The organism is Pseudomonas sp. RL_15y_Pfl2_60, assembly GCF_963970595.1.
Taxonomy (GTDB): domain Bacteria; phylum Pseudomonadota; class Gammaproteobacteria; order Pseudomonadales; family Pseudomonadaceae; genus Aquipseudomonas.
In genome coordinates, this window is record NZ_CAXAOE010000002.1 from 18,902 (window position 1) to 39,992 (window position 21,091).

7 protein-coding genes are annotated in these 21,091 nt (G+C 58.9%); 3 read left to right on the forward strand and 4 right to left on the reverse strand.

Annotated elements, in window-relative coordinates; genetic code table 11:
• Positions 1-96: 96 nt before the first annotated feature.
• Positions 97-1,131 carry a fimbrial protein gene (locus AACY26_RS05365; RefSeq protein WP_339511795.1) on the forward strand — a complete coding sequence of 345 codons (1,035 nt, stop codon included), beginning with the start codon at positions 97-99 and terminating at the stop codon, positions 1,129-1,131.
• A 611-nt stretch (positions 1,132-1,742) separates the two neighbouring features.
• Entirely contained in the window at positions 1,743-2,663 is a 921-nt protein-coding gene (locus tag AACY26_RS05370) for a fimbrial protein (RefSeq protein WP_339511797.1), read from the forward strand.
• A 31-nt stretch (positions 2,664-2,694) separates the two neighbouring features.
• On the opposite strand, the gene AACY26_RS05375 is transcribed toward AACY26_RS05370, so the two are convergent.
• Entirely contained in the window at positions 2,695-4,395 is a 1,701-nt protein-coding gene (locus AACY26_RS05375; protein WP_339511798.1) for an ABC transporter ATP-binding protein/permease, read from the reverse strand.
• A gap of 225 nt (positions 4,396-4,620) precedes the next feature.
• On the opposite strand from AACY26_RS05375, the gene fhuF reads away from it, so the two are divergent.
• A complete protein-coding gene (gene fhuF / locus AACY26_RS05380) occupies positions 4,621-5,283 on the forward strand; it encodes a siderophore-iron reductase FhuF (RefSeq protein WP_339513085.1) in 663 nt (220 codons plus the stop codon).
• 10 nt (positions 5,284-5,293) lie between these two features.
• Here fhuF and AACY26_RS05385 read toward each other — a convergent pair whose 3' ends face one another.
• Genes AACY26_RS05385 through AACY26_RS05395 form a run of 3 tightly spaced genes read right to left on the reverse strand, consistent with a single transcriptional unit; the run spans position 5,294 to position 21,010 of the window.
• Complete coding sequence (locus AACY26_RS05385) at positions 5,294-6,946, reverse strand: cyclic peptide export ABC transporter (RefSeq protein ID WP_339511799.1); 1,653 nt, start codon at positions 6,944-6,946, stop codon at positions 5,294-5,296.
• A 1-nt stretch (position 6,947) separates the two neighbouring features.
• Positions 6,948-10,802 (reverse strand): non-ribosomal peptide synthetase, encoded by a 3,855-nt coding sequence (locus AACY26_RS05390; protein ID WP_339511801.1) that lies wholly within the window; start codon positions 10,800-10,802, stop codon positions 6,948-6,950.
• Positions 10,799-21,010, reverse strand: a complete 10,212-nt coding sequence (locus AACY26_RS05395; RefSeq protein WP_339511803.1) for a non-ribosomal peptide synthetase — start codon at positions 21,008-21,010, stop codon at positions 10,799-10,801. The genes AACY26_RS05390 and AACY26_RS05395 overlap by 4 nt, the downstream gene beginning before the upstream one ends.
• Positions 21,011-21,091 lie beyond the last annotated feature (81 nt).

Below are 21,091 nucleotides of genomic sequence, written 5' to 3' on the forward strand. Positions count from 1 at the left end.
TTCCCAACGTTGATTCGTAGCGGCCTTCACACTTGGATCAATAGGTTTCTATCCCGGCGAAATAGCGCCATGGGCAGTAATTCGAGAGAGAAAGTAATGAGCGGTAATAGCAGTACTTATCGAACCTTCATCCGCGCCCAAGCTGGACTGTGCCTGGCAATCATGCTCGCGCTGGTGTGGTCGTCTGGCGCTCTTGCCGACTTGCCAGCATGGCAGTGTGAGGGCACCCCGGTGATTGAGCAAAATAACACGATCAATATGGACATGATCGAGGCGTCTCAGGCGGGGCAGACAACAAACAGTACCTTTGATACCGGGCAACAGGGGACAGGTTTCTGCAATTGCCCCACCTCGGGGAGCTACACGTCCTACTTTACCGCGACGAGTACATTGCCAGAGTCTGGTGGCTGGCTCAGGCTCAATGACGAACTCGAGGCTCAAGTCTATATTTTTGTCTATGGGCCCGGTGACCTTCAGGTACCTTTTGATAAGAAGGCAAATATAGCCAGCTCTCCCTGCTCACCAACGAGCGGCACTATTAGTCTTGGTACGGGAAGAAGAGGAAAGATAGTCTTCAGGCTCACCCAAAACCTGGTAGGAGAGACGACGTTTTCTGGCCGGCTTGCCAACCTATACTGGCAAATCGGAAATAGCAGTGCAGCAGTCGACCTTAGCTACCCGGCTGTGCATGTAAATGCTGATATTACTCTCCGGGCAATTGCCTCTTGCCAATTCAGGGCAGGCGACACCTTCAGCATTGACTTGGGTGATATCGACAAGGCAGCGCTCACCGAGGGCGGTATGCCTAAGAGTGGCTATACGCCCAAGTCCATTGACTTGAGCTTGGATTGTATAAACGTCGGCAGCTCCGGGAAGGTCAACTACATGTTCCAGAGCGCCTCGGGCTCGGAGGGGAACCTCCTGTTGACCGACCTGCGTGGTCTCGGTATTGGGCTGCGCGATGGTGATGACAACCCTGTTGGCCTCGGTGCGGAGAATTCCATCGACGTGCCAGTGATTTCCAACACCACCTCGTTCCTACTAAAGCCCTATCCGACCAAGGTGGGGAAAGCAGCGGTTGAAAGCGGGCGTTACACCACACAAGCCATCGTTACCGTCAGCGTGCCTTAGCGCTCTATTCCACAAAGCACTTGCCTCGGGTCTATTACGGATTGAAGGTTGACGATGAGGCGAGTTGTTTTCATGCCCCGGGCTTTGGTGACGGAAAATCAGACCTCGGTTGTTGCCATAAGCAATTGTATACCTTGGATATCACGGCAAAGCCGAGGTTATCTCTACAACTCTGACCACAGTGGCCGGTCAAGCTGGCAGCTAGCGTTCTTTGTCCAACTCGAAGCCCTGTCAACTTGCTGTGTAGCGCTGAACGAATGAATGGTCGGGTATTGGTATACAGCTGAGCAGTCTCAATCGATAACTTCATGCAATAAAATGCACAAATGAAAATACCTTCAGCGCCTATGCCCAATAATGCCGAATTGATAGTTCGAAGCCTTGGAACTGCTACTGTGGATGATAATCCCTCGGGATCCGGTTTTTATTCGGGGGGCGGATAAATCACTTCGCAGAGGTGAGGTTGTGCAGGGCAGAAGGAACGCGTTGGACTATCGGGCAGAAGGGGTGATGCGATGGGTATGCAATGCAGGGCTAATCAATGGCTTGGCAATGCCCAAAATACACACAAATGCAGTGGCCTAAGGCGTGCCGTCGTCCTGCTCGGTGGTTTGCTCCTGCTTTTCGGATTTGCCACGGCCCAGGCGAAGTGCAAGTTCATCAACGGTTTTTCCGTCGAAAACAAGTACCTGACGCCTGTCAGCGGGATTGTTGCTTCGGGTAATACTGACGCAGGCACACCCATTGGTGAGTACACAGAGCGGCCGGCATCATTCAGTCAGAACTTTGCCAATTGCACCAGCCCCGGCACTGCCAGTCGCACAGTGGCGGGCACGCTGGTGTCTACCGATCCTTACACTTATGCGACTGATAACCCTTCAGTAGGCGTGCGCTTTTTTGATGATTCATCTGCCTATGGCCGGCGTTACTGGGGTGGAGGTACAGCAGAGTCGAAAACGGGCAATTGGAATTGGGCAGGAGGGCAGGTTGGCGCGGAGTTTATCGCTCTTGGACCGCTACAAACCACAAGGGTCAATACCAGTGCTGTGGCGACATTCTCACTGGATGGCCTGATTATCATGAATGTGCGCGTATCCAGCGTGACCATCAGCGTGCGGACGTGTAAAACCTCGGATGTGGCGGTGGACCTCGGCAGTCAACTGGCCAGCAGCTTTGCCGGACCAGGCTCTACATCACCCGCCAGGACATTCAATATCGAACTCAGTGGTTGTCCGCCTGGAGCCGAAGGCATTTTCTATCGGCTTGACCCACTCACGGCGATTCTTCCGGATGGTGGCCAGTCGGTCGTCGCGCTCGACAGTTCGTCCACGGCAACAGGTCTAGGCATACAACTGCTCGATGAAAACAACAATCCTTTCGCCCTGGCGAGCAAAACTCAGTTGAATCAGTACGACAGTGGTCGCGTCGCTGATTATTCAATCCCGCTCGCGGCTCGGTATTACCAAACGGGCTCTACAGTCACCACAGGCACAGCCAATACAAGCCTGATATTCACAATTACCTATCATTGATGCACGATGTGCACTTGCCAGTTGCCCTCATCTAATGAGTTAAAGCGCGCGTTCTCAAATCCTGAGCAGGTTTTTCCAACGCCAAGACACTCCAATGGAAGCGCTCCAGCGAGGCGTTGTGGCCAATGCTGATCAAGATGGTTTCGGGCAGTGTTTGCTTGAGCAGCTGATAACAACGTTCCTCGTTCGCAGCATCCAGCGCCGAGCTGCTTTCGTCCAGAAATAACACTGATGGCCGGGCCATCAACGCTCGCACAAAGGCACAACGTTGCTGTTCGCCAATGCTCAGGGTTTGCGCCCAGTCGTGAACCTGATCCAGTTGCTCGATCAGGTGTTGCAGGCCGATTTGTTGCATTGCCACATCCAGTTCGGCATCCGCTTCGCGCTGAGGCGGGTTTGGATACCAGAGCGCCTCACGCAAGCTGCCCAATGGCAAGTAGGGCTTTTGCGAGAGTGTGAGCGCATGCTCCCGGTCGTAACAGGTCGAACCCGAAGCATGGGGCCACAACCCTGTAATCGCCCGAACCAGTGTCGATTTGCCATAGCCTGACGGAGCACTGATCAACAGGCTGTCGCCGGGTTCGAGTGAAAGGTTGAAGCCGTTGAGCAAGCGTCGACCATTTGGCAACCAGATGTCTAAATCCTTGACCTGCAGACCTTTGAGCTGATGCTTGTGGACGACACCTGAGTTCACATCGACCTTGTCAAGACGCTCCTGGAAACCGATTAATCGGTCGATCACCGACTTCCACTCGGTCAGCTCCGGGAACACTTCCACCAGATAGGCGATGGCTGCGTGCACTTCACCAAAGGCAGAACTTATCTGGGTCAGGCGACCGAGTGGAAATGCGCCGGCAAAGAATTGTGGTGCCATGATAAACATTGGAATAACCGTGGCGCTGCGCAAGTAGAAGGTTGAGTAACCCATGATCAGCTTTTGCTTTTTCACCAATTCCCAGAAGTTCTGCAGCGCAGCTTCCAGGCGTTGGTTGAAACGGGCGTTCTCCAGTACTTCACCTTGGTACTGGGCGACCGAGTCAGCGTTCTCCCGCAGGCGCATCAAGGAGAAGCGAAAGTCCGCTTCGCGGCGCTGTTGAATAAAATTGAGCCGGGGCAATGCACGTCCCAGCCAGAATGCGAAGCCTGTGCCCAATAAGGCGTAAACCAGAGCGACCCATACCAGCAAGCCAGGAATAACCACGGACTCGCCAGCAAACGGAACGCTGACCAGGCTAGAGGCCTGCCAGAGGATATGCAGGAAGGAAAACAGCGACACCACGGATGTCATCAGCCCCAGGCTCAACTTGAGCGACTTGATGATGAACAGGTCAATGTCTTCGGCAATACGCTGATCGGGGTTGTCGACGTCGGTCTCGGTCAGTTTCAGCTTTTGATAACGCTGCTTGCCCAGCCATTGCTCAAGCATGTGGTTGGTGGCCCAGCGCCGCCAGCGCAAGGTCAGTTTCTGCTGGAAGTGAAACGCCGCCACGGTAAAGCTTGCCAAGCCAATTTGCAGCAGGATGAACTGCACGCCACCCAAGAGAAACCCAGGATAATCCTTGGCCTGCAATGCGTTATAGAAGTGCAGGTTCCAGAAGTTGTTGAGGATGTTGACCCCCACCAGGCACAGGTTCATCAACACTGTGGCCAAAAGCAGCAACAGGGCCGGGTACTTTTGTTCGGATACCCAGAAAGGCCGTGCTAGGCGCCAGAAGTTGTGGAGTGTATGCATGGGGTCTTGGGGAATCCGGTCGCTGACGACGTTGAGTTTGCACAGGCGGAAGGATAGGATTCGCCAATGCTAATCGTTTGCATTCAATAGTGAAAGTCACGGGAGCCCGATATCGAATTTCCAGAATGGCTTAATCAGGCCTGGCCGCCGATACAACGGGTAATCCTGCATGACTCTGGTGTTCAGTCGTCCATTGCATTGAGCCGGGTTGCCGAGCCCGCTACGCTGCAGCCTTTGCTGGCTCAATTCGCCTTGCTTTATCCCGGGATCAACCGCGCCGCCGTGGTTTCGCAGTGGTCGATGAACTATATGAGCATTGTCCTGCCCGCCACCCTGGCCTGTGTCCTCACCCGCGACTGTGCTATCGATTTCTGGGGCGAGGGGGCCGTGTTGCTGCACGATGATGGGCAACCGCTGGCGCTGGGATTGCCCAGCCAACTCTCATCTTTAGCCAACGAGGAACGTGCAGACTATTGGTCGCGGCTGATCCACGAACACTTGGCACCGCTTTTCACCACCCTTGCTGGCGCCGGGGGGCTGGCGCCGAAAATTCTCTGGGGCAATATGGTTGCCATCTGGGACGGGGCCTTCGCACGAATGGATGCCGATTTGTCCCGGGACGGATTTGCCGAGGCTCACCGCTGGCTGGAGCACGCAGTGGTGAACAATGGACGCCTGAAATTACGGGGCCTGCAACGCATGGTTGAGTCTCCCGCGCCGCAGATTTGTCCCAGTCTGCCGTTGCGCCGACATTGCTGCCTGCATTACCAATTGCACGCGCCCGTCGAGGGCCAGACGCCGGTGCTCTGTGAGTCGTGCCCCAAGCTGCATCGGTTGCCCCTGGAAGAGCAGGTGAGTTACCTGCAATCCATCTATCAGGACGATTAAACCCTTGCCTTTATGAACAGGTCTCGGTAACTGGTGGCGCTTTTGCGCTGGCCTGGGCTGTTATTTCGCTGAGTGTTCCGTGTTCAATGCGAATCAGTCGGTCTGCCAGATTGAAGTAGGCATCGTCATGGGAAATGACGATCACCAGTTTGTCGCGCTGACGCAGGTCGGGCAGGATCCGGGTGTAGAAAAAGTGCTTGAACACCGGGTCCTGATCGGCGGCCCATTCATCGAACAGGTAGCAGGGGCGGTCCTCCAGATACGCGCTGAGCAGGGCCAGACGCTTGCGTTGACCGCTGGACAGCGCCAAGGTCGTCAGCTGGCCGTTGTCGATTCGCACTTTATGATCCAGTTGCAGGTGCACTAGGTAGTCCTGTGCCTGCTGCACCAGTTGTGGATCGTCGCCATTGAGCAGGTTTTCGAACAGGCAAAAGTCGGTAAAAATCGCCGAAAAGTGCTGCCGGTATTGATGGTTGTGATTGGTCGAGGACACTTGTTCGTCGAGCACGATATCGCCGCTTTCCGGGCGGTAAAGACCGGTCAGCAACAAGGCGAGGGTGGTCTTGCCGCTGCCGTTGCCGCCGGTGATAAACACCGTCTCGCCAGCATTGAGACTGAGGTCGATGGGGCCGAGGGTGAAATGACCATCCTCACGCTCGCGGTAGTAGGTATGGGTCACTTGCCGGCACACCAAGCTGCGAACCTGGGTAGCCGGAATTGATTCCACTGCCTCGTCGGCGCCTTGCATTTCACCTTCCAGGGCGCGGATCTTGTTCAGCGCGACGCTGGCCCGACCCAGAGTTGGCAATGCGTTCATCAGCTCTGAAAGCGGGGTGATCATGTAGAGAATGGTCAGGATATAGCCGGTAACCAGGCTGACGCCAAGGTTGATGAAGTGCGGCGCGGCGAACAGCACTAGGCCGATCAGCAGGTAGAACACGGCATTGCCCCAATTGAGCACCAGGGCATAGATGCTCATGCCACGAACAAAGTCCCGGCGGTATTGCTGGCTTACCGGTATGAGCAGGCGCGTGAAGAAGTGCTGCCGACGCGGGTGGTTGAGTTGCAGCTCCTTGCTGCCATCGGTGAGCAGGCGGTATTGGTCGAACAACTGATCCTTGAGTTCGCGGGCCCGCGCAATCGAGGTCAGTGCGCGGCGTTGTGGCCAGTTGAAACTGAGGCTGCCCAGCACAATAAGCAGCAGCGTCAAACCGAGCAGCGGCAGGCTGAGCCAGCCCAGATAGCCCAGGCATGCGGCGATGATCCCAACGTTGACCAGCAAGATCGGCACCAACTCGACAGCCTGACTGATGGTCTGGGTATCGTCGGTCAGCATGGCCAGAAGCCGGTGCTTGCCCAGGCGTTGCAATTGCGCGAAAGGTGTCTCGATCAGCTTGGTGCTCAGGTGCAGGCGCATGTCATGAACGGCGCCTTGTCCAAGGCGTAGCAGGCTGACGTCTGCGATGACCCGCGAGATGGCGACCAGCAACACCAGCCCCGCAAAGTAGAGACCATCGGCAGGGCGTAACTGATCAAACACTTCCAGGCTGTGGTTGATATTGGCAATCAGGCCCGCCGCCGCCAGCCCGCAGATCAATCCCGTCAGGGTCGCAATCAATAGCGCGCGCCATGAACGCTTGGCCATCAGTAATAACAAATTCATTTCAAGCGGCTCCGTCTGTGGCGATGGCCTCAAGGCGCGCAACCAGCTGCTGCTGCAAGCTGTGTTGTTCAAGGATAGTCAGGTGCTGGGCTTGAATGACTTCACCGGTCACGGGCCCGCTGCTCAGGCGTTGCCAGTTCGGATCGGCGAAGTCAGTCTCGGCCAGGGTGTCGCTGGCCCACCATACATGCACCGGGCAGCTTAACCGCGGAGGCTGGAAAGTCGCCAGCAGATGCTGCGTATGCTGTTGATAGCGCAGTCGCGTCTGCAGGTGTTCCCAACTGTCGCCATCCAGTTGCAGGCCTTGCTGGCGAGCCCACTTAACCAGCTCCGGCAGACGTGCCAATGGGGATAAGGCTTTGAGTTGTTCCATCAAGGCCGCCAGGGCCGGCTGTGGCAATTGGCGCAACAGCGCCTGGCTGTCCGGGGTCAGGGATTGGGTCGCCGATTCCAGCAGCGCCTCGACGCTATCTTCCTCGGCTTCTCGTTGGTATTGAGAGTCGATGATGCCAAGGAACGCTACCTGTTCGCCCTCACTTTCCAGCTGCGCAGCAGCGCGAATCGCCAGTAGCCCACCCAGCGAGAAACCCAGCAAATGATAGGGGCCATGAGGTTGCTGTTGGCGCAGGTGCTCGACATATACCGAGCACAGGCTTTCGATATCACCGCTGAGTGTGGTGCTGTCTTCGGCGAGATAAGCCGCCTGCAAACCCCACAGATTCCAGGCTGGTAGCACCTTCAACAGCGTGCGGTAATGCTGCACATGGCCAGTGGAGGGGTGGAAACAGAACAGATTGGCATTGTTTGCTGCGATGGCATCGAGCGCCGATAACCTGACCAGTGGCGAGAGCTTGAGCTGCGCCTGTACCAGCTCCGCAAAGGCTGCAACGCTGGGCGCGGTAAACACGGCGTTGACCGTCACGGGTGCCGACAGCGCTGACTGCAAGCGACTGGCCAGTGTCACCGCTGCCAGTGAATGGCCACCCAAGGCGAAGAAATCATCCTCGATTCCGACCCGTTCCAGTCCCAGCACCTGCGCCCATACATCTGCCAGCAGTGCTTCAAGCGGCGTGCGCGGCAAGCTGCTGCCGACTGTGTCGAGCACTTTGTCAGCCCATTGCTGCAAGGTTTTGCGGTCGAGCTTGCCGTTGGCAATCAGCGGCAGCGCTTCGACGATACGCAGGCTAGGCAGCATGTAATCCGGCAGGCGATCCTGAGCTTGCCCATGAAGTTGGGCAACCGTCACCGAATGGCCGGGCTGCAGGGTCAGGAAGGCGAATAGTTGTTGACCAAGTTCGCCTCTTGGCAGGCACTCCACCGCAGCCTGGGTCACGCCGGGGAGGCTGGCCAACTGCGCCTGGATCTCGTCAAGCTCCACCCGGAAACCACGGATTTTCACCTGACGGTCAGCGCGGCCGGTGATTTCCAGGCTGGCGTCATGCCGGTAACGCGCCATATCGCCAGTACGGTAGAGGCGCACGCCAGGAAATTGCGCAAGCTCGATAAAGCGTTCGGCATTTTGTTCTGTATCCAGATAGCCACGCGCCAGTTGTGGGCCAGCAATATAAAGCTCGGCGCTTTGTCCGGGAGCCGCCAGTACTTGCTGCCCATCGAGTAGATACAGGCGCATACCGTCAAGACGATCGCTCAGGGGCAAGCGGCGATAGTCGCAGGCCGGATCAGCCTTGTGCATCACCACGCCGACCGTGGTTTCAGTCGGCCCATAGTGATTGAAGATCGTCAGCTCAGGTGCAAGGTCGCGAATGCTTTGCAACAGGCGTTGCGAGCAGCTTTCACCACCGAGGATCAACTGCTTGCGTGGCAATAACGCTGCGCTTTGAGCGTGGCTTAACCAGGCGCCAAGCAGCGACGGCACGACTTTCAGGTGATCAATCGGATACTGTGCCTGCCATGCCGCCCACGCCTTGGCGTCCATGGCGGTTTCCTTGTCCAGCAGGTGTAACTCGCCTGCGCTGAGCAGCGCCGGGAACAGCAAGGTGTAGCCCAGGTCTGCCGCCAGCGAGGTAACTATCGCACTGCGTTCGCCCGGCAACAGTTGCAGCCGCGCGGACACACTCTGGACATAGCTGGCAAGTTGGCCGTGCTCGACTATTACGCCCTTGGGTGTGCCGGTACTGCCTGAGGTGAACAGCACATAGGCGGCCTCCTGCGCCTGAATCTCGATATCCAAGTTGGTCATTGGATATTGTTGCCAGGCGGCTGCATCCCGCAGGTCAAGGTTGCGCGCCGAAGGAAGCGTTGGTGCACTGCCTGCCGCGCCACTGATTACAAACACCGGCTGCGCCTGTTGCAGTATGGCCAAGGAGCGCTGCGCAGGTTGCTGGACATCCAGCGGAACGAAGGCTGCGCCGCTCTTGAGCACGGCGAGCATGGCCAGCACCATCTGCGCCGAGCGGTCAAGGTACAAGGCCACGCGGTCTTCAGGCCCTACACCTTGGGCTCGTAGGTAATGCGCCAGTTGGTTACTGCGGTTGTGCAGTTCGGCGTAGCTCAGTTGTTGGTTCTGGTCACGCAGCGCCACGCGCTCTGCAGCTTGTTCGGCACTCAGGCTGAAGCTTGTGGGCACACTGATAAAGGGCTGCGTAACAGCTTCCGGCGCAGGTTGAAGTGCCTCCAATGTCGCTGCGAAACTTGGTGCCTGCAACGACAGCTCGGCCAGCCTCTTGTCTGGGTTAGCCAGCGCATCAAGCAACAACGACTGGAACTGCTCCAGCAGGATCAGGGCTGCTTGCTCGCTGTAGCGGCTCGGCATATGGCACAGGTTCAAGCGATAGCTGTTGGCGTTACCTTCGTAACCGATGCTTTCAGCGGTCAGAAGCAGCTCCATGCCTGGGGGAATGGCTTGAACGGCCAGCACTTTTAGCCGTGATGCAGCACTGCCGAGCACGCCAAGCCAGTCGGGCAACTGCGCTCCCCACTGGAATCCGTACTGCGCAGCGCTGCCCGGCAAGCCAGTGTTTACGCCGCAGTATTCTTGCCATTCGCAGGCTTGCTCGCAAAGTGTCTGCATCTTCGCAATCGCTTGGGCGAGTGTGTTGTCGGATGCAGCTTGCCAGCGCAAGGGCAGGGCCTTGGCGAACAATCCCCAGCAATCTTCGAGCTCTTCATAGTCGTCACGGCAATCATGAACCCAGTTCAATGTCAGGGCCGGGCTGTCGCCTGTGCTCAGGCGCTGCAATAGCACAGCCCAGGCTGTCATCAAAACAGGTTCGGCTGAAACACCATAAAGCTGGCAATAATTATCCAGTGCAGTAGCCAATTGCGTGTTGGCGATCAGGCTGGTAATTGCCGGGCTGTCGGTTTGGTCGGTGTGCACCTGGCGATAGAACAACTCGTTGGACGCCGGTTCATCCAGAGCCTGGCTGGCCCAGAATCTGCGGCCATGCTCGGCGTCTTCATCAGACTGCAATTCATGGAGCCAGGCACTGTACTGGGTATAGCTCATGGCTTCATCGTCGGCTTCCGGTGCATCTGCTGCGGCAAGGGCCCGCGCTAGACGCAGCAAAGTCCCGCGATCAGCGCTCAATGCTGGCAATTGCAGCGTAACCCTGTGCCGATCAGCAGCAAGCGATTGCACCTCAACTTCAATAAGGTCAGTTACAGAGGCCGGTTCAACAACCTGCAAGGGCATCAGCAACCCCGGTTCTGGCCGCACCCGCAAGCGCAGGGCCTCGTGGCAAGCGCTCAGGGCGGCGAGCCGTTCGTGCAGGCGTTCCAACTCCAACGCACCGCTAATTTCCAGTTCCAGACGCACCGGAGCCAGCCCGGCCAACCACTGGCTGCGCTGCTGCGGCGAGAGGGCGAAGGCTTGTTCAGGTTGCTCAAATACAGTCATGCCTGCACCTCAGTGTCTGGTAATGGTTGGGCTGCTGCTTGGCTGCTCGCCAGTTGCTCGCGACTCATCATCTGGCCCATGGCAACACAAATCTTGCGTTCGCCTTCAAATGGGTCCCGGGCGTGGGCCACCAACATGTTGTCGAGCATGACCATATCGCCCTTGCGCCAGTCAAAACGCACTGCACAGTCTTCGTAGGCGGCACCTATCACTTCCATGACTTGGTCTTCGATGACACTGCCGTCGCCGTAATACACGTTGCGTGGCAAGTTGCCCAAGCCGAACAGATTGATCAGATTGCTGCGCACCTCAGGCTCAAGGCACGAGACGTGGTGCAGTTGCACCTGATTGAAAAATGACAATTGACCGGTCTCCGGATGTTCGATGATCGCCGGGCAATGCTGGGCAATGCGCAGGTTGTCGGGCCCCAGCCACTCCCATTGCATGCCTGAACTCTGGCATTGGCGTTCGACTTCTTCATGCTGCTCGGTCTTGAAAAAGTCTTGCCAGCGTACGTCCAGCTTGTCAGTGAAGTTGCGCACGTAAAGCAGGCCCTGGGCCTTGAGGCGGGCGACAATATCCTCAGGTAATCGGGCCAGCACTTGGCGGCAATCGACGATGGGCGTGCAGCCGCCACGCGGGGCTGGCGTTTCACAATAGAACCACTGCTTGCGTGGCCATTGCGGCAAGTGCGAGCTCTCGTTGTGGAAGAGAATCATGTGCTGTTCCGGGTACGGGGTGGAATGGTAGATATTCTTGCCGGAGGTGTTTTTCGGCAGGTCGCCGTAAGTCCCGTAGAGATCAGGTTCGATAGCTTGAGCAAACTGCTCGAAGGCAGCGGCATCCGGCAGGTTGAATCCGCGGAACAGCAAGCCGCCGTGGTTGAGCAGTTGTTGGTTGATCCACTCGCGGGCTTGCAGCGCCCAGTGCACGGGGTCCAGCTCGGCAAGCAATGGCTCGATTACCAGTGGCAAGCTTTGCCCATGACCCAAGGTGCGGGTGCGCACCTGTTCATGTGCAACCTGACTCACGGCGGTGGCCCGGGTTTGCTTGAGCTTGCTTAACTTTGACTGTTTGCGCGCACTGCGGGCCGCCACGTCGTTGCCCGGTGAGTCAGGCTGGGCGATGGCTGTGCTGTCAGTGGTTCCGGGCAGCTGCCACGACCAGTGATCCAGCGCTTGCTCGGGCGCCACAAGGATGCATTCGAGCAGGCTGGCGAAACCTTGTTCAAGCCTGGCGATGGTGGGCGCGGTCAAGACGCTTGTGCGATAGACCCAGCGTACATTCAGGCTTTGATCCTGGTTTTGCTCGACAAACACAGCCAGATCAAACTTGCTGCTTTGCTGGCCCGGCATTAGCTGTTCTTCCACATCAAGCCCCGGCAGGCTGGCAGTGGCGCCCGGCGTGTTCTGCATGACAAATAGCACCTGAACCAGCGGATTGACCCCTGGCGTGCGCGGCGGTTGCAGCTCCTCAACCAGCTTGTCGAACGGGACTTGCTGATGCTGGAAAGCTGACAAACAGTCCTCACGCAAGCGTTGCAGACGCGTAGTGAAGTGTTCGCCCTCGCTCATGCGGGCCCGAATTGGCAACACATTGACGAAGAAACCGATCAGGTTTTCCAGGGCCGGGTGCTCGCGGTTGGCCAGATCGGTGCCGACAATAAAATCGCTACTGCCGGTGGCGCGCTGCAACAGGCTGTTGAAGGCATTGAGCAAGACCATAAACAAGGTCGCCCGCTGCTGTTGGGCATAGGCCTTGAGGCCCTGAGCCTGGCTCGGGGTAAAGTGTTGCTCAAGCGCGGCGCCCTGATAATCAGGGCGTGTCGGACGAGGTTTGTCCAGCGGCAGCGGGATCAAGGTCGGCGCGCCGTCGAGCTGGCGCCGCCAGTAGTCGATAGCGCGTGCCAGCAACCGCTGCTGTGCGTCGCTGCGTTGCCAACAGGTGTAGTCGGCGTACTGAACGGGTAGCGGCGCAAGAGCTGGGGTTGCACCCTGAGTGAAGGCTCGATATCCGGTGATCAGTTCCTGCATCAGGATGCCCATGGACCAGGCATCGGTCGCGATGTGATGCAGCACCAACTGCAACACATGATCATCAGTGCCCAGGTGTAACAGGCTGGCGCGCAGCATTGGAGCCTGTTGCAAATCGAAGGGGCGCGCAGATTCTTCATCGATCAGGCGCTGAAGGCTTTGTAGCTGCTCCTCGCCTTGAAGGTTGACCAGCTCGGTAGGCGTCAGATCGATCACTGGCGCCGGGTTGATCACCTGACACGGCTGATCGCCATTGAGCTGGAAAGCAGTACGCAGCGATTCGTGACGTTCCATTACCAGTTGCAACGCTGCTTGCAATGCGCCGATGTCTAGCGCGCCGCGCAACCTGACGACGGAGCTCATGTTGTAGGCCGCACTCGGACCTTCAAAACGATCGAGGAACCACAGCCGTTGCTGGCTGTAGGACAGCGGCAGTGGTTGGTTGCGCGGCGCGAGGACAATTTCGCTCTCGCCATCGGCCTCAGTCTGGGCGTTGCGTTGTTGATCGACCGCTTCGGCCAATTGCTCCAAGGTGCCGCGTTCAAACAGGGTACGCAGCGGCAGCTTGACGTCCAGCCGGCGGCGGATACGTGACAGGACTTGGGTTGCCAGCAACGAATGGCCGCCAATGGCAAAGAAATCGTCGTGCACGCCAACTTTGTCCAAACCCAGGATTTCCTGCCAGAGTTCAGCCAATACCTGCTCAGTGGCCGTGCGCGGAGCCACGCACAGGGCCTGGTCTTGCTCAGTCTCAGGCACGCCGAGAGCGGCAAGGGCGCGACGGTCAACCTTGCCGTTGGCGTTCAGCGGCAACTGGGCCAGTTCCAGCCAACGGGCTGGAACCATGTAGCTTGCCAATTGCTTGCCCAAATAAGCGCTGAGTAGTTGCTGTGCTGACTCACCGCCCAGCTCGGCGGTGCTGTCGAGCACAAACCAAGCCACCAGTTGCAAGGTGTCACGCGCATCCGGCAGCGCCAATACTGCCGCGCTGTCGATTGCCGGGTGCTGCATCAGCCGGTTTTCGATTTCACCCAACTCGATGCGGTGGCCACGAATCTTCACTTGCTGGTCGTGGCGGCCGAGGTATTCGATCACACCATCGGCGCCCATGCGACCAATGTCACCGCTGCGATACAACCTTGCCTGCGGCTCGAACGGGTGGGGAACAAAGGCCTCGCGGGTACGCTCTGGGTCGCGCAGATAACCACGGCCCACGCCGACCCCGCCGATGCACAATTCGCCGGGAACCCCGACAGGCACGAGTCGTAGCGCCGAATCGAGGACGAATACCTGATTGTTGGCGGTCGGGCGTCCAATAGGCATGTGCAGGCAGTCATCGGAGGGCGCCTGGGTGATCGGGTGAAAGGCAACGTCGTCCGAACACTCGGCCGGGCCATAGGCATTCATCAGCGGGGTCGACGGGAAGCGTGCAAGCCAGTCCCGCGCCAGTGCCGGAGGCAGCGCTTCGCCGGTAGGCAACAGCCAGCGCAGGCTGGCCAGTTCATGTTGCGGACGGTTTTCCTGAAGCATGCCGCGAATCAGCGCAGGGACGGTTTCCAATAGCGTCAGGCGCTGTTCTTCAACTGCATCGAGCAAGGCCAGCGGATCATGGGCCTGGGCGTCGGGCAGTATGTGCACGGTGGCGCCAAACAGCGGCGCTGCGAGGAACTGCCACACGCTGATATCGAATGCTGGCGAAGCGGTTTGGGCGATACGGTCATCTTCGCTCAAGCCCAGGCTCGGCACTTTGCCGAACATGTTGTTGAGCATCCCGCGCTGTTCGACCATCACCCCCTTGGGCGTGCCGGTGGAACCTGAAGTGAAGATTACATAGGCCAGTTGATCGGGATTATGGGTGTAGCTGACAGGCCCTTGCTCGCCGCCTTGCCACAGCGCTTGCACATTCAGGCAGTTGGGCTGCTTGCGCATCTGTGGCAGAACCTGCTCCAGCGCCGGGGCCGCCTGCTCGCAGACCAGCAACAGCGGCGCTTCACCCAGCTCCAGCAGCTCCGCCAGACGGGTCGCCGGTTGCTGGATATCCAACGCCTGGAAGGCGGCACCGACCTTGAGCGTGGCGATCATCATGGTCAACAAGGCCAGGCCACGTTCGGCAACTAGCGCCACCAATGTTTCAGGGCCTGCACCGGCTGCTTGCAGCGCGTGAGCGATGTTATTGGCGCGACGATCCAGCTCGGCATAGGTAAGGGATTGCCCCTGGCACACGGCGGCAATGTGATGAGCGCGGTTGCGTACCTGATCGGCGAAAAGCGCGGCATAACCCCGTTCCAGCGGAAAGTCGACGGCGCTGTTATTCCATTCGACCTGCAACGCCTGGCGCTCCATTTCGGGGAGCATATGCAAGCAGCCCAGTTGGGCATCTGGCTGATCAAGCATGCCCGTCAGCAATTGCACCAGATGGCCGAGCATCCGCTGCACGGTATCGCGGGTGAAACGCTGGCTGTCGTAAGACAAGCGAATGCCCAGCCGGTCACCCGGATAAAGCACCACGGTCATCGGGAAGTTGGTGTGTACCCGGTCTTCATAGATGTCGATGCTAAAGGCATCCAGCTGCACGCTGCTGATGTCCAGTGGGGCGTTCTCGAACACCACCAGGCTGTCGAACAACTGCTGGCCGCGCGGTACGTCACTGCAACGCTGGATATCCACTAGCGACGCGCTTTCGTGTTCGCGTAATCGGGCATTGTGCGACAGCAACGCCTGCAACCAATCGGCTACCCTTGCCTGTGGGTCGACATCGATGCGCAGCGGCAGGCTGTTGATGAACAAACCGACCATTTCTTCCACGCCCGCCAGATCGGTGGGACGGCCGGCTACGGTAACGCCAAACAGCACATCGCGGTTACCGCTGTAGCGCGACAACAGCAATGCCCAGGCGCCTTGAATCCAGGTGTTGGGCGTCAATTGGTAGGTCTGGCACAGCTGCTGCAAACGTTGGGTCTGACTGATGCTCAGGGTCTGGTCGAGATCGCCGACCTGTTCCGGAGCTTGTTCCGGGCGGCTCAACGGGCTGTCCACATGCAGTGGAGTCGGTTCGCTGAAACCGGCCATTTCCGCCTGCCAGAAGGCGTGTGCGGCCGCCATGTCATGGCGTTCCAGCCAGCTCATGTAGCCACGGAACGAACGCAGCAGCGGACGGGCGACGGGCTCCTGACGCACGATGGCCTGATAAATCGCCAACAGATCTTCCATCAGCAGGCCGAAGCACCAGGCGTCAGTCAGGATGTGATGGAAGCTGCGCACCACGGCAAAGTGGCGTTCGTCGAGCTGGAACACCCGCAGATGGGTCAAGGGTGCGCAAGCCATGTCGAAACCTTGCAGGCGTTGCGCTTCGAGGGCCTGATCCATCGCCAGCCGCTGCTGCTCGTCATCGAGGTGGCGCAGGTCTTGCCAGTCGAACGCCGGGGCGGTCTCGCGGTAGACGCACTGCAGCGGTTCGTGATCGTCCTGCCACCAGAAGGCGGTGCGCATCATGGGGTGGCGCTTGAGAAACAGTTGCCAGGCGGCTTCCATGGCCGGACGTTGCAGCACACCATCCCAACTGTAGCGTTGTTGCATCAGATAGATGCCGCTGTGGGGTTGCAACAGGGTGTGCAGCAACATCCCTTGTTGCATGGAAGACAAGGGATAGACATCTTCAATATTCGACCAGTCCAGTGCTTCAGAAGCCAAGGTTGCCGCCTGCTTGTGGCAAAGCGGGAAGGCATGGCTGGCGGGTCGCAACTCGGGTTCAGCAAGGAGCCCGGCCAGTTCGGCCAGCTGTTGCACAAGGCAGGGCATCCAGTTGGTGGCGAGCGTGCCTTCTGCGCGCAGATGCAGGCAACCGTCCTGCCAGTGTGCATCGAGAGTCAACGGACGGCTTGAGGCGCTCGGCTGGCTTGCGGCCTCGACCTGCGCCAGGACGCCACGTTGTTCGCGATGGCTGTCGCGGTTACCTAGCCAGCGAATGCTGACTGAAGCGCTTGGCAGCGCGCCCAACGGCTCTTGCAGGTATGGGTTGTCCGAGAGGTAACGCAGGACGCCATAGTCAGCGCCATGTTGCGGGTAGCCGCGTAGTTGCCCGGCCAGTGCCTGCAAGCGTTGCAGCAAGCTGCCTCCTTGGGGCTGGAGGAAGTAGGGGGCTGCCAGTTCCAGCGGGCCGAGGATGCGGGCTGGATCAAGGTCGGCCAGGGCAATCGGGGCGTCAACAGGCAGTTGTTCTGTCGCCGGGAGTGCGCTTTGGATATTCAGCGCCACCAGGCCTGCGTCACACTGCGCTTGGCACTGTTCAACCACAGCGCTGGCCAGCAGGCAGTTCCAGTCCAGATGCAGCACTTCGCCCAAACGCTTGAGGTCGGCTGAGATGCTGGCTGAAAGCTGTTCTTCAACCTGGCTGACCGGCTGCTGGCTGTCAGGCAATTGCACAGTGTCCATGCCTGCGTATTGCAGCCAGTGCTCCCAGACCTCGTCCAGGGTATCGCCTTGGGCATAGCTGTGTTGATGGCGGGTCCACTGGGTAAAGTCGCCACCCGCATAGGACAGCCGCACGGGGCGCTGATAGAGCAGTTGCCCCAGCGCCAGATTGAGGTCGCTGAGCAGCATCGGCCACGACGCCTCGTCCAGAATCAGGGGGGGAGCGGCCAGCAGCACAGAGTGCTTGCCGTCATTCTCTAGCAGGCATGCATGCAGTGTTTGCCCGCGCGTCAGATCAAGGGCGTCGACACCTGCCTGAGCCAGGGATTGCAAGCGCGCTTGGCTGCAGTCTGCAAGGTTCTGGTGCTCGACGACCGGGGCCGGAGGGGAGATCAGTACTTGCTGCTGCCATTCGCCGTCCGGCAAGGCCTTGAGTGCCAGACGCAATGCTTGATGGTGCTGTTGCAAGGCAGCAATAGCCTGACCCAGTAGTTGGCTGTCAATGGCTTGACTGAGCGCGACACAACGCCAGGTGGCGTCCAGTGGACCTTGCTGCAAACGCGCCAGTTGACCGGCGCCCAATGGCAAGTCGTAGCCGTCGGCAGTATTTTCAGTCACTGCGTGAGAGGCATCGGCACCCAGAACCCGGGCGATATCAGCGATGGTACGGTTCTCGAATAACTGGCTTGGGGTGAGCTTGAGTCCCTGCTGGTTGGCACGGGCGATGATTTGCAAATTGAGGATCGAATCGCCGCCGAGGGCGAAAAAGTTGTCATGCACGCCAATTCGTTCACGTTTGAGCACTTCCTGCCAGATGTCCGCCAGCAGCGTCTCGACGTGATTGCGCGGCGCCACATGGGTGGCGCTGTCATCCGTAGGCTGCTGTGGCATCGGCAGGCGCTGTACATCGACTTTGCCGTTGCGGTTGAGGGGCAATTCGTCAAGGGAGATGAAGTGCGCAGGTACCATGTAATCGGGCATGCGTGCGCTGAGATCATTGCGCAACTTGGTCGCCGAGATTGACTGGCTGGCAACCAGGTAGGCCACCAGTCGCAGGCTACCGTCCAGCTCGACGGCGCGTACCAGCGCCTGGTCGATCAGCGGCGACAGGCGCTTGATCTGGGCTTCGACTTCGCCCAGTTCCAGGCGGTTGCCACGGATCTTGACCTGGCTGTCGACCCGGCCGATAAACGCCAGTTGGCCGTCCACCTGCCAGCGCACGCGGTCCCCGGTTCGGTACCAGCGTTGCTGGTCCTGATCCAGTTGGAAACGTTCGTCGGTGAGATCAGGCCGGTGCAGGTAACCGCGGGCCAGAGCCCCCTTGATCAAGAGTTCGCCGGCCACCCCGGTTGGCACCGGATGCCCGTTGCCATCGACCACCCGCAGTTGCCGATTCGGCAGCGGACGACCGAGGGCAATGCTGCGCTGGCCTGCGCTCAGTTCGGTGGCAATAGCCCCGACTGTCGCTTCGCTCGGCCCATAGTGGTTGAACACCTTGAGCTCCGGCGCCAGCTGGTTGACTTGTTCCAGCAGCGCCGGGCTGAGGGCATCGCCACCAAAGACCAGCAACGCGCGCGGCAGCAGGCGTGCATCGGGAAGCGCCTGCAGCAACCCGGCCAGATGACTTGGGGTGATCTTCAACACATCAACAGGGTGCTGATCGAACAAGTCGGCCAGTGCCAGCGGATTGAAGCCGATGTCCTCATCCACCAGCAACAGGCTGGCGCCACTGCACAGGGCGCCGAACAATTGAGTGTGGCCTAGGTCAGCGGCGACACTGGACAGCAAGCCATAACGAGCTGTCGACGGCGGATTGAGGACGGTTTGCACGGCCGTCAGGTAATCAAGGATGGACTGGTGTTCAACCACCACGCCCTTGGGAGTGCCAGTTGAGCCTGAGGTGTAGATCACATAAGCAGCATCGCTCGGACTGTGCGTGACTGCGGGCGGGGTAGCTGGCTGCGTGGCGATGTTCTGCGCCTGTTCCGCCAGCGATAGCACCGCGGTGTGCTCGGCCAGGCCATTGAGCAAGGGCGATGGGGCCGCACCGATCAGCAGCGCGGCGCGGCTGTCAGTCAGAACATCAGCCAAACGTCCGGCGGGTTGTTTGATATCCAGCGGCAGATAGGCCGCACCGGCCTTCAAGGTTGCAAGCAGGGCAATCACAAACTCGGTGCTGCGTTCCAGGGCAAGGGCAACCACGCTGTCATGGCCGATGCCCTGTGCGCGCAGATAGTGGCTGAGGCGGTTGGCCTGCTGGTCCAGTTCAGCGTAGGTCAGCGCCACTTTGCTGTCACGGATTGCAATCTGTTCGGGGTGAGCCGTTGCCTGCTGTTCGAAACGCTGATGCAGACAGACTTCAGGCACTGGCAGTTGCACGCCGCGTCCTTGCGCGAGCAATAGCTGAGACTCTTCAGGGCTGAGCCACTGCAGTTCGCTGACCGGGCACTGTGCTTGCGCCGTCATCGCCAGCAGGATGTCGCGTAACTGGGCTGAGAGCACAGCAACTTCGGCATCGCTGAAGCGTGAACGGTTGTAGCTGATCAGATAGTGCAGTTGTTTGTCTGGCACCACGATCAGCGACAGCGGGAAATGGTTGCGGCCTTGGGTCAGGGTGATGCCATCAGCCCGTTGTTCACTGCTTGGGGCAGAGAAGCTCAAGCCGCCGGTGTCCTGATTGAGCGCGTCGGTGACCGGGAAGTTTTCGAACACCAGAATCGAGTCGAACAGCGCCTGTTCAGCGGCAATGCTGGTCATCGCCTTGAGTTTGCCCAGCGGCAGGTAAGCGTGGTGACGCAAGTCGCTGTTGCTTTGCTGCAAGTGCTGCAGCCAGTTCACCAAGGTCGTGCCGTCAGCCCATTGCACGCGCAGCGGCAGGGTATTGATAAACAGCCCGACAGTGCTGTCCAGCGCGACCAGATTCTCGGGACGACCCGCAACAGTGACGCCATAAACCACGTCGTGGCGCCCTGCGTGTTGGCCGAGCAGCAGTGCCCAGGCGCCTTGGATCAGAGTGTTGATGGTCAGGTCATTGGCGCGGGCGAATTGCGACAATTGCTCGGTTTCGCGGGTGCTCAGCAGGCTTTCACGCTCAGCGAAGGGTGCTCCGGCAGGTGCTGCCTGGCGTTCGGCGAAATTGGGCAGCGGAGTTGGTTCGCTGACGTCTTGCAACTGATCGCGCCAGAAACCTTCGGTGGCAGTCATGTCTTGTTCGGCCAGCCAGGCAATGTAGTCGCGGTAAGGGCGAGTTGCTGGCAGGTTGGCAGGCCACGCATGGGCCTGTTCGTAGTAAAGGGCCAGCCATTCCTGGACGGCGATGCCCACGCTCCACCCGTCCATAAGAATGTGATGGAAGGTCCAGATCAGGTGCCAGCGTTCGGAGGCCAAGCGCACCAGGCAAACGCGCATCAGCGGCGAGTCATTCAGCTCCAGGGGCTGCGCCCGCTGTTCCAGCGCCAACTCTTCGAGCGCGGCTTGCGGTTCTGTCCGGTCTTGCCAGTCCAGTTCGGTCAGGGGCAGAGCCACCTCTTGCTGCACCACCTGATAGGCGTCGTCCAGGTCTTCCCAGAGAAAGGCGCTGCGCAACACGGCGTGACGCTGGATCAGTGCCTGCCATGCACCACGAAACGCACTCAATTGCAGCGGGCCATTCATTTCCAGGCTCAGCTGTTGGTAATACACCCGCGAATCGGGCTCGACCACGCTGTGGAACAGCAAGCCGTGCTGGGTGGGTGAAAGCGAGTAGATGTCTTCAATATTGTTCATTGGTGCTGATCCGTTTCAAAGGCTGGGAAAACGTAGTGAGCTGGGTTTAAAGCACCGCGACAGCCAGGCATTGGCATCGCA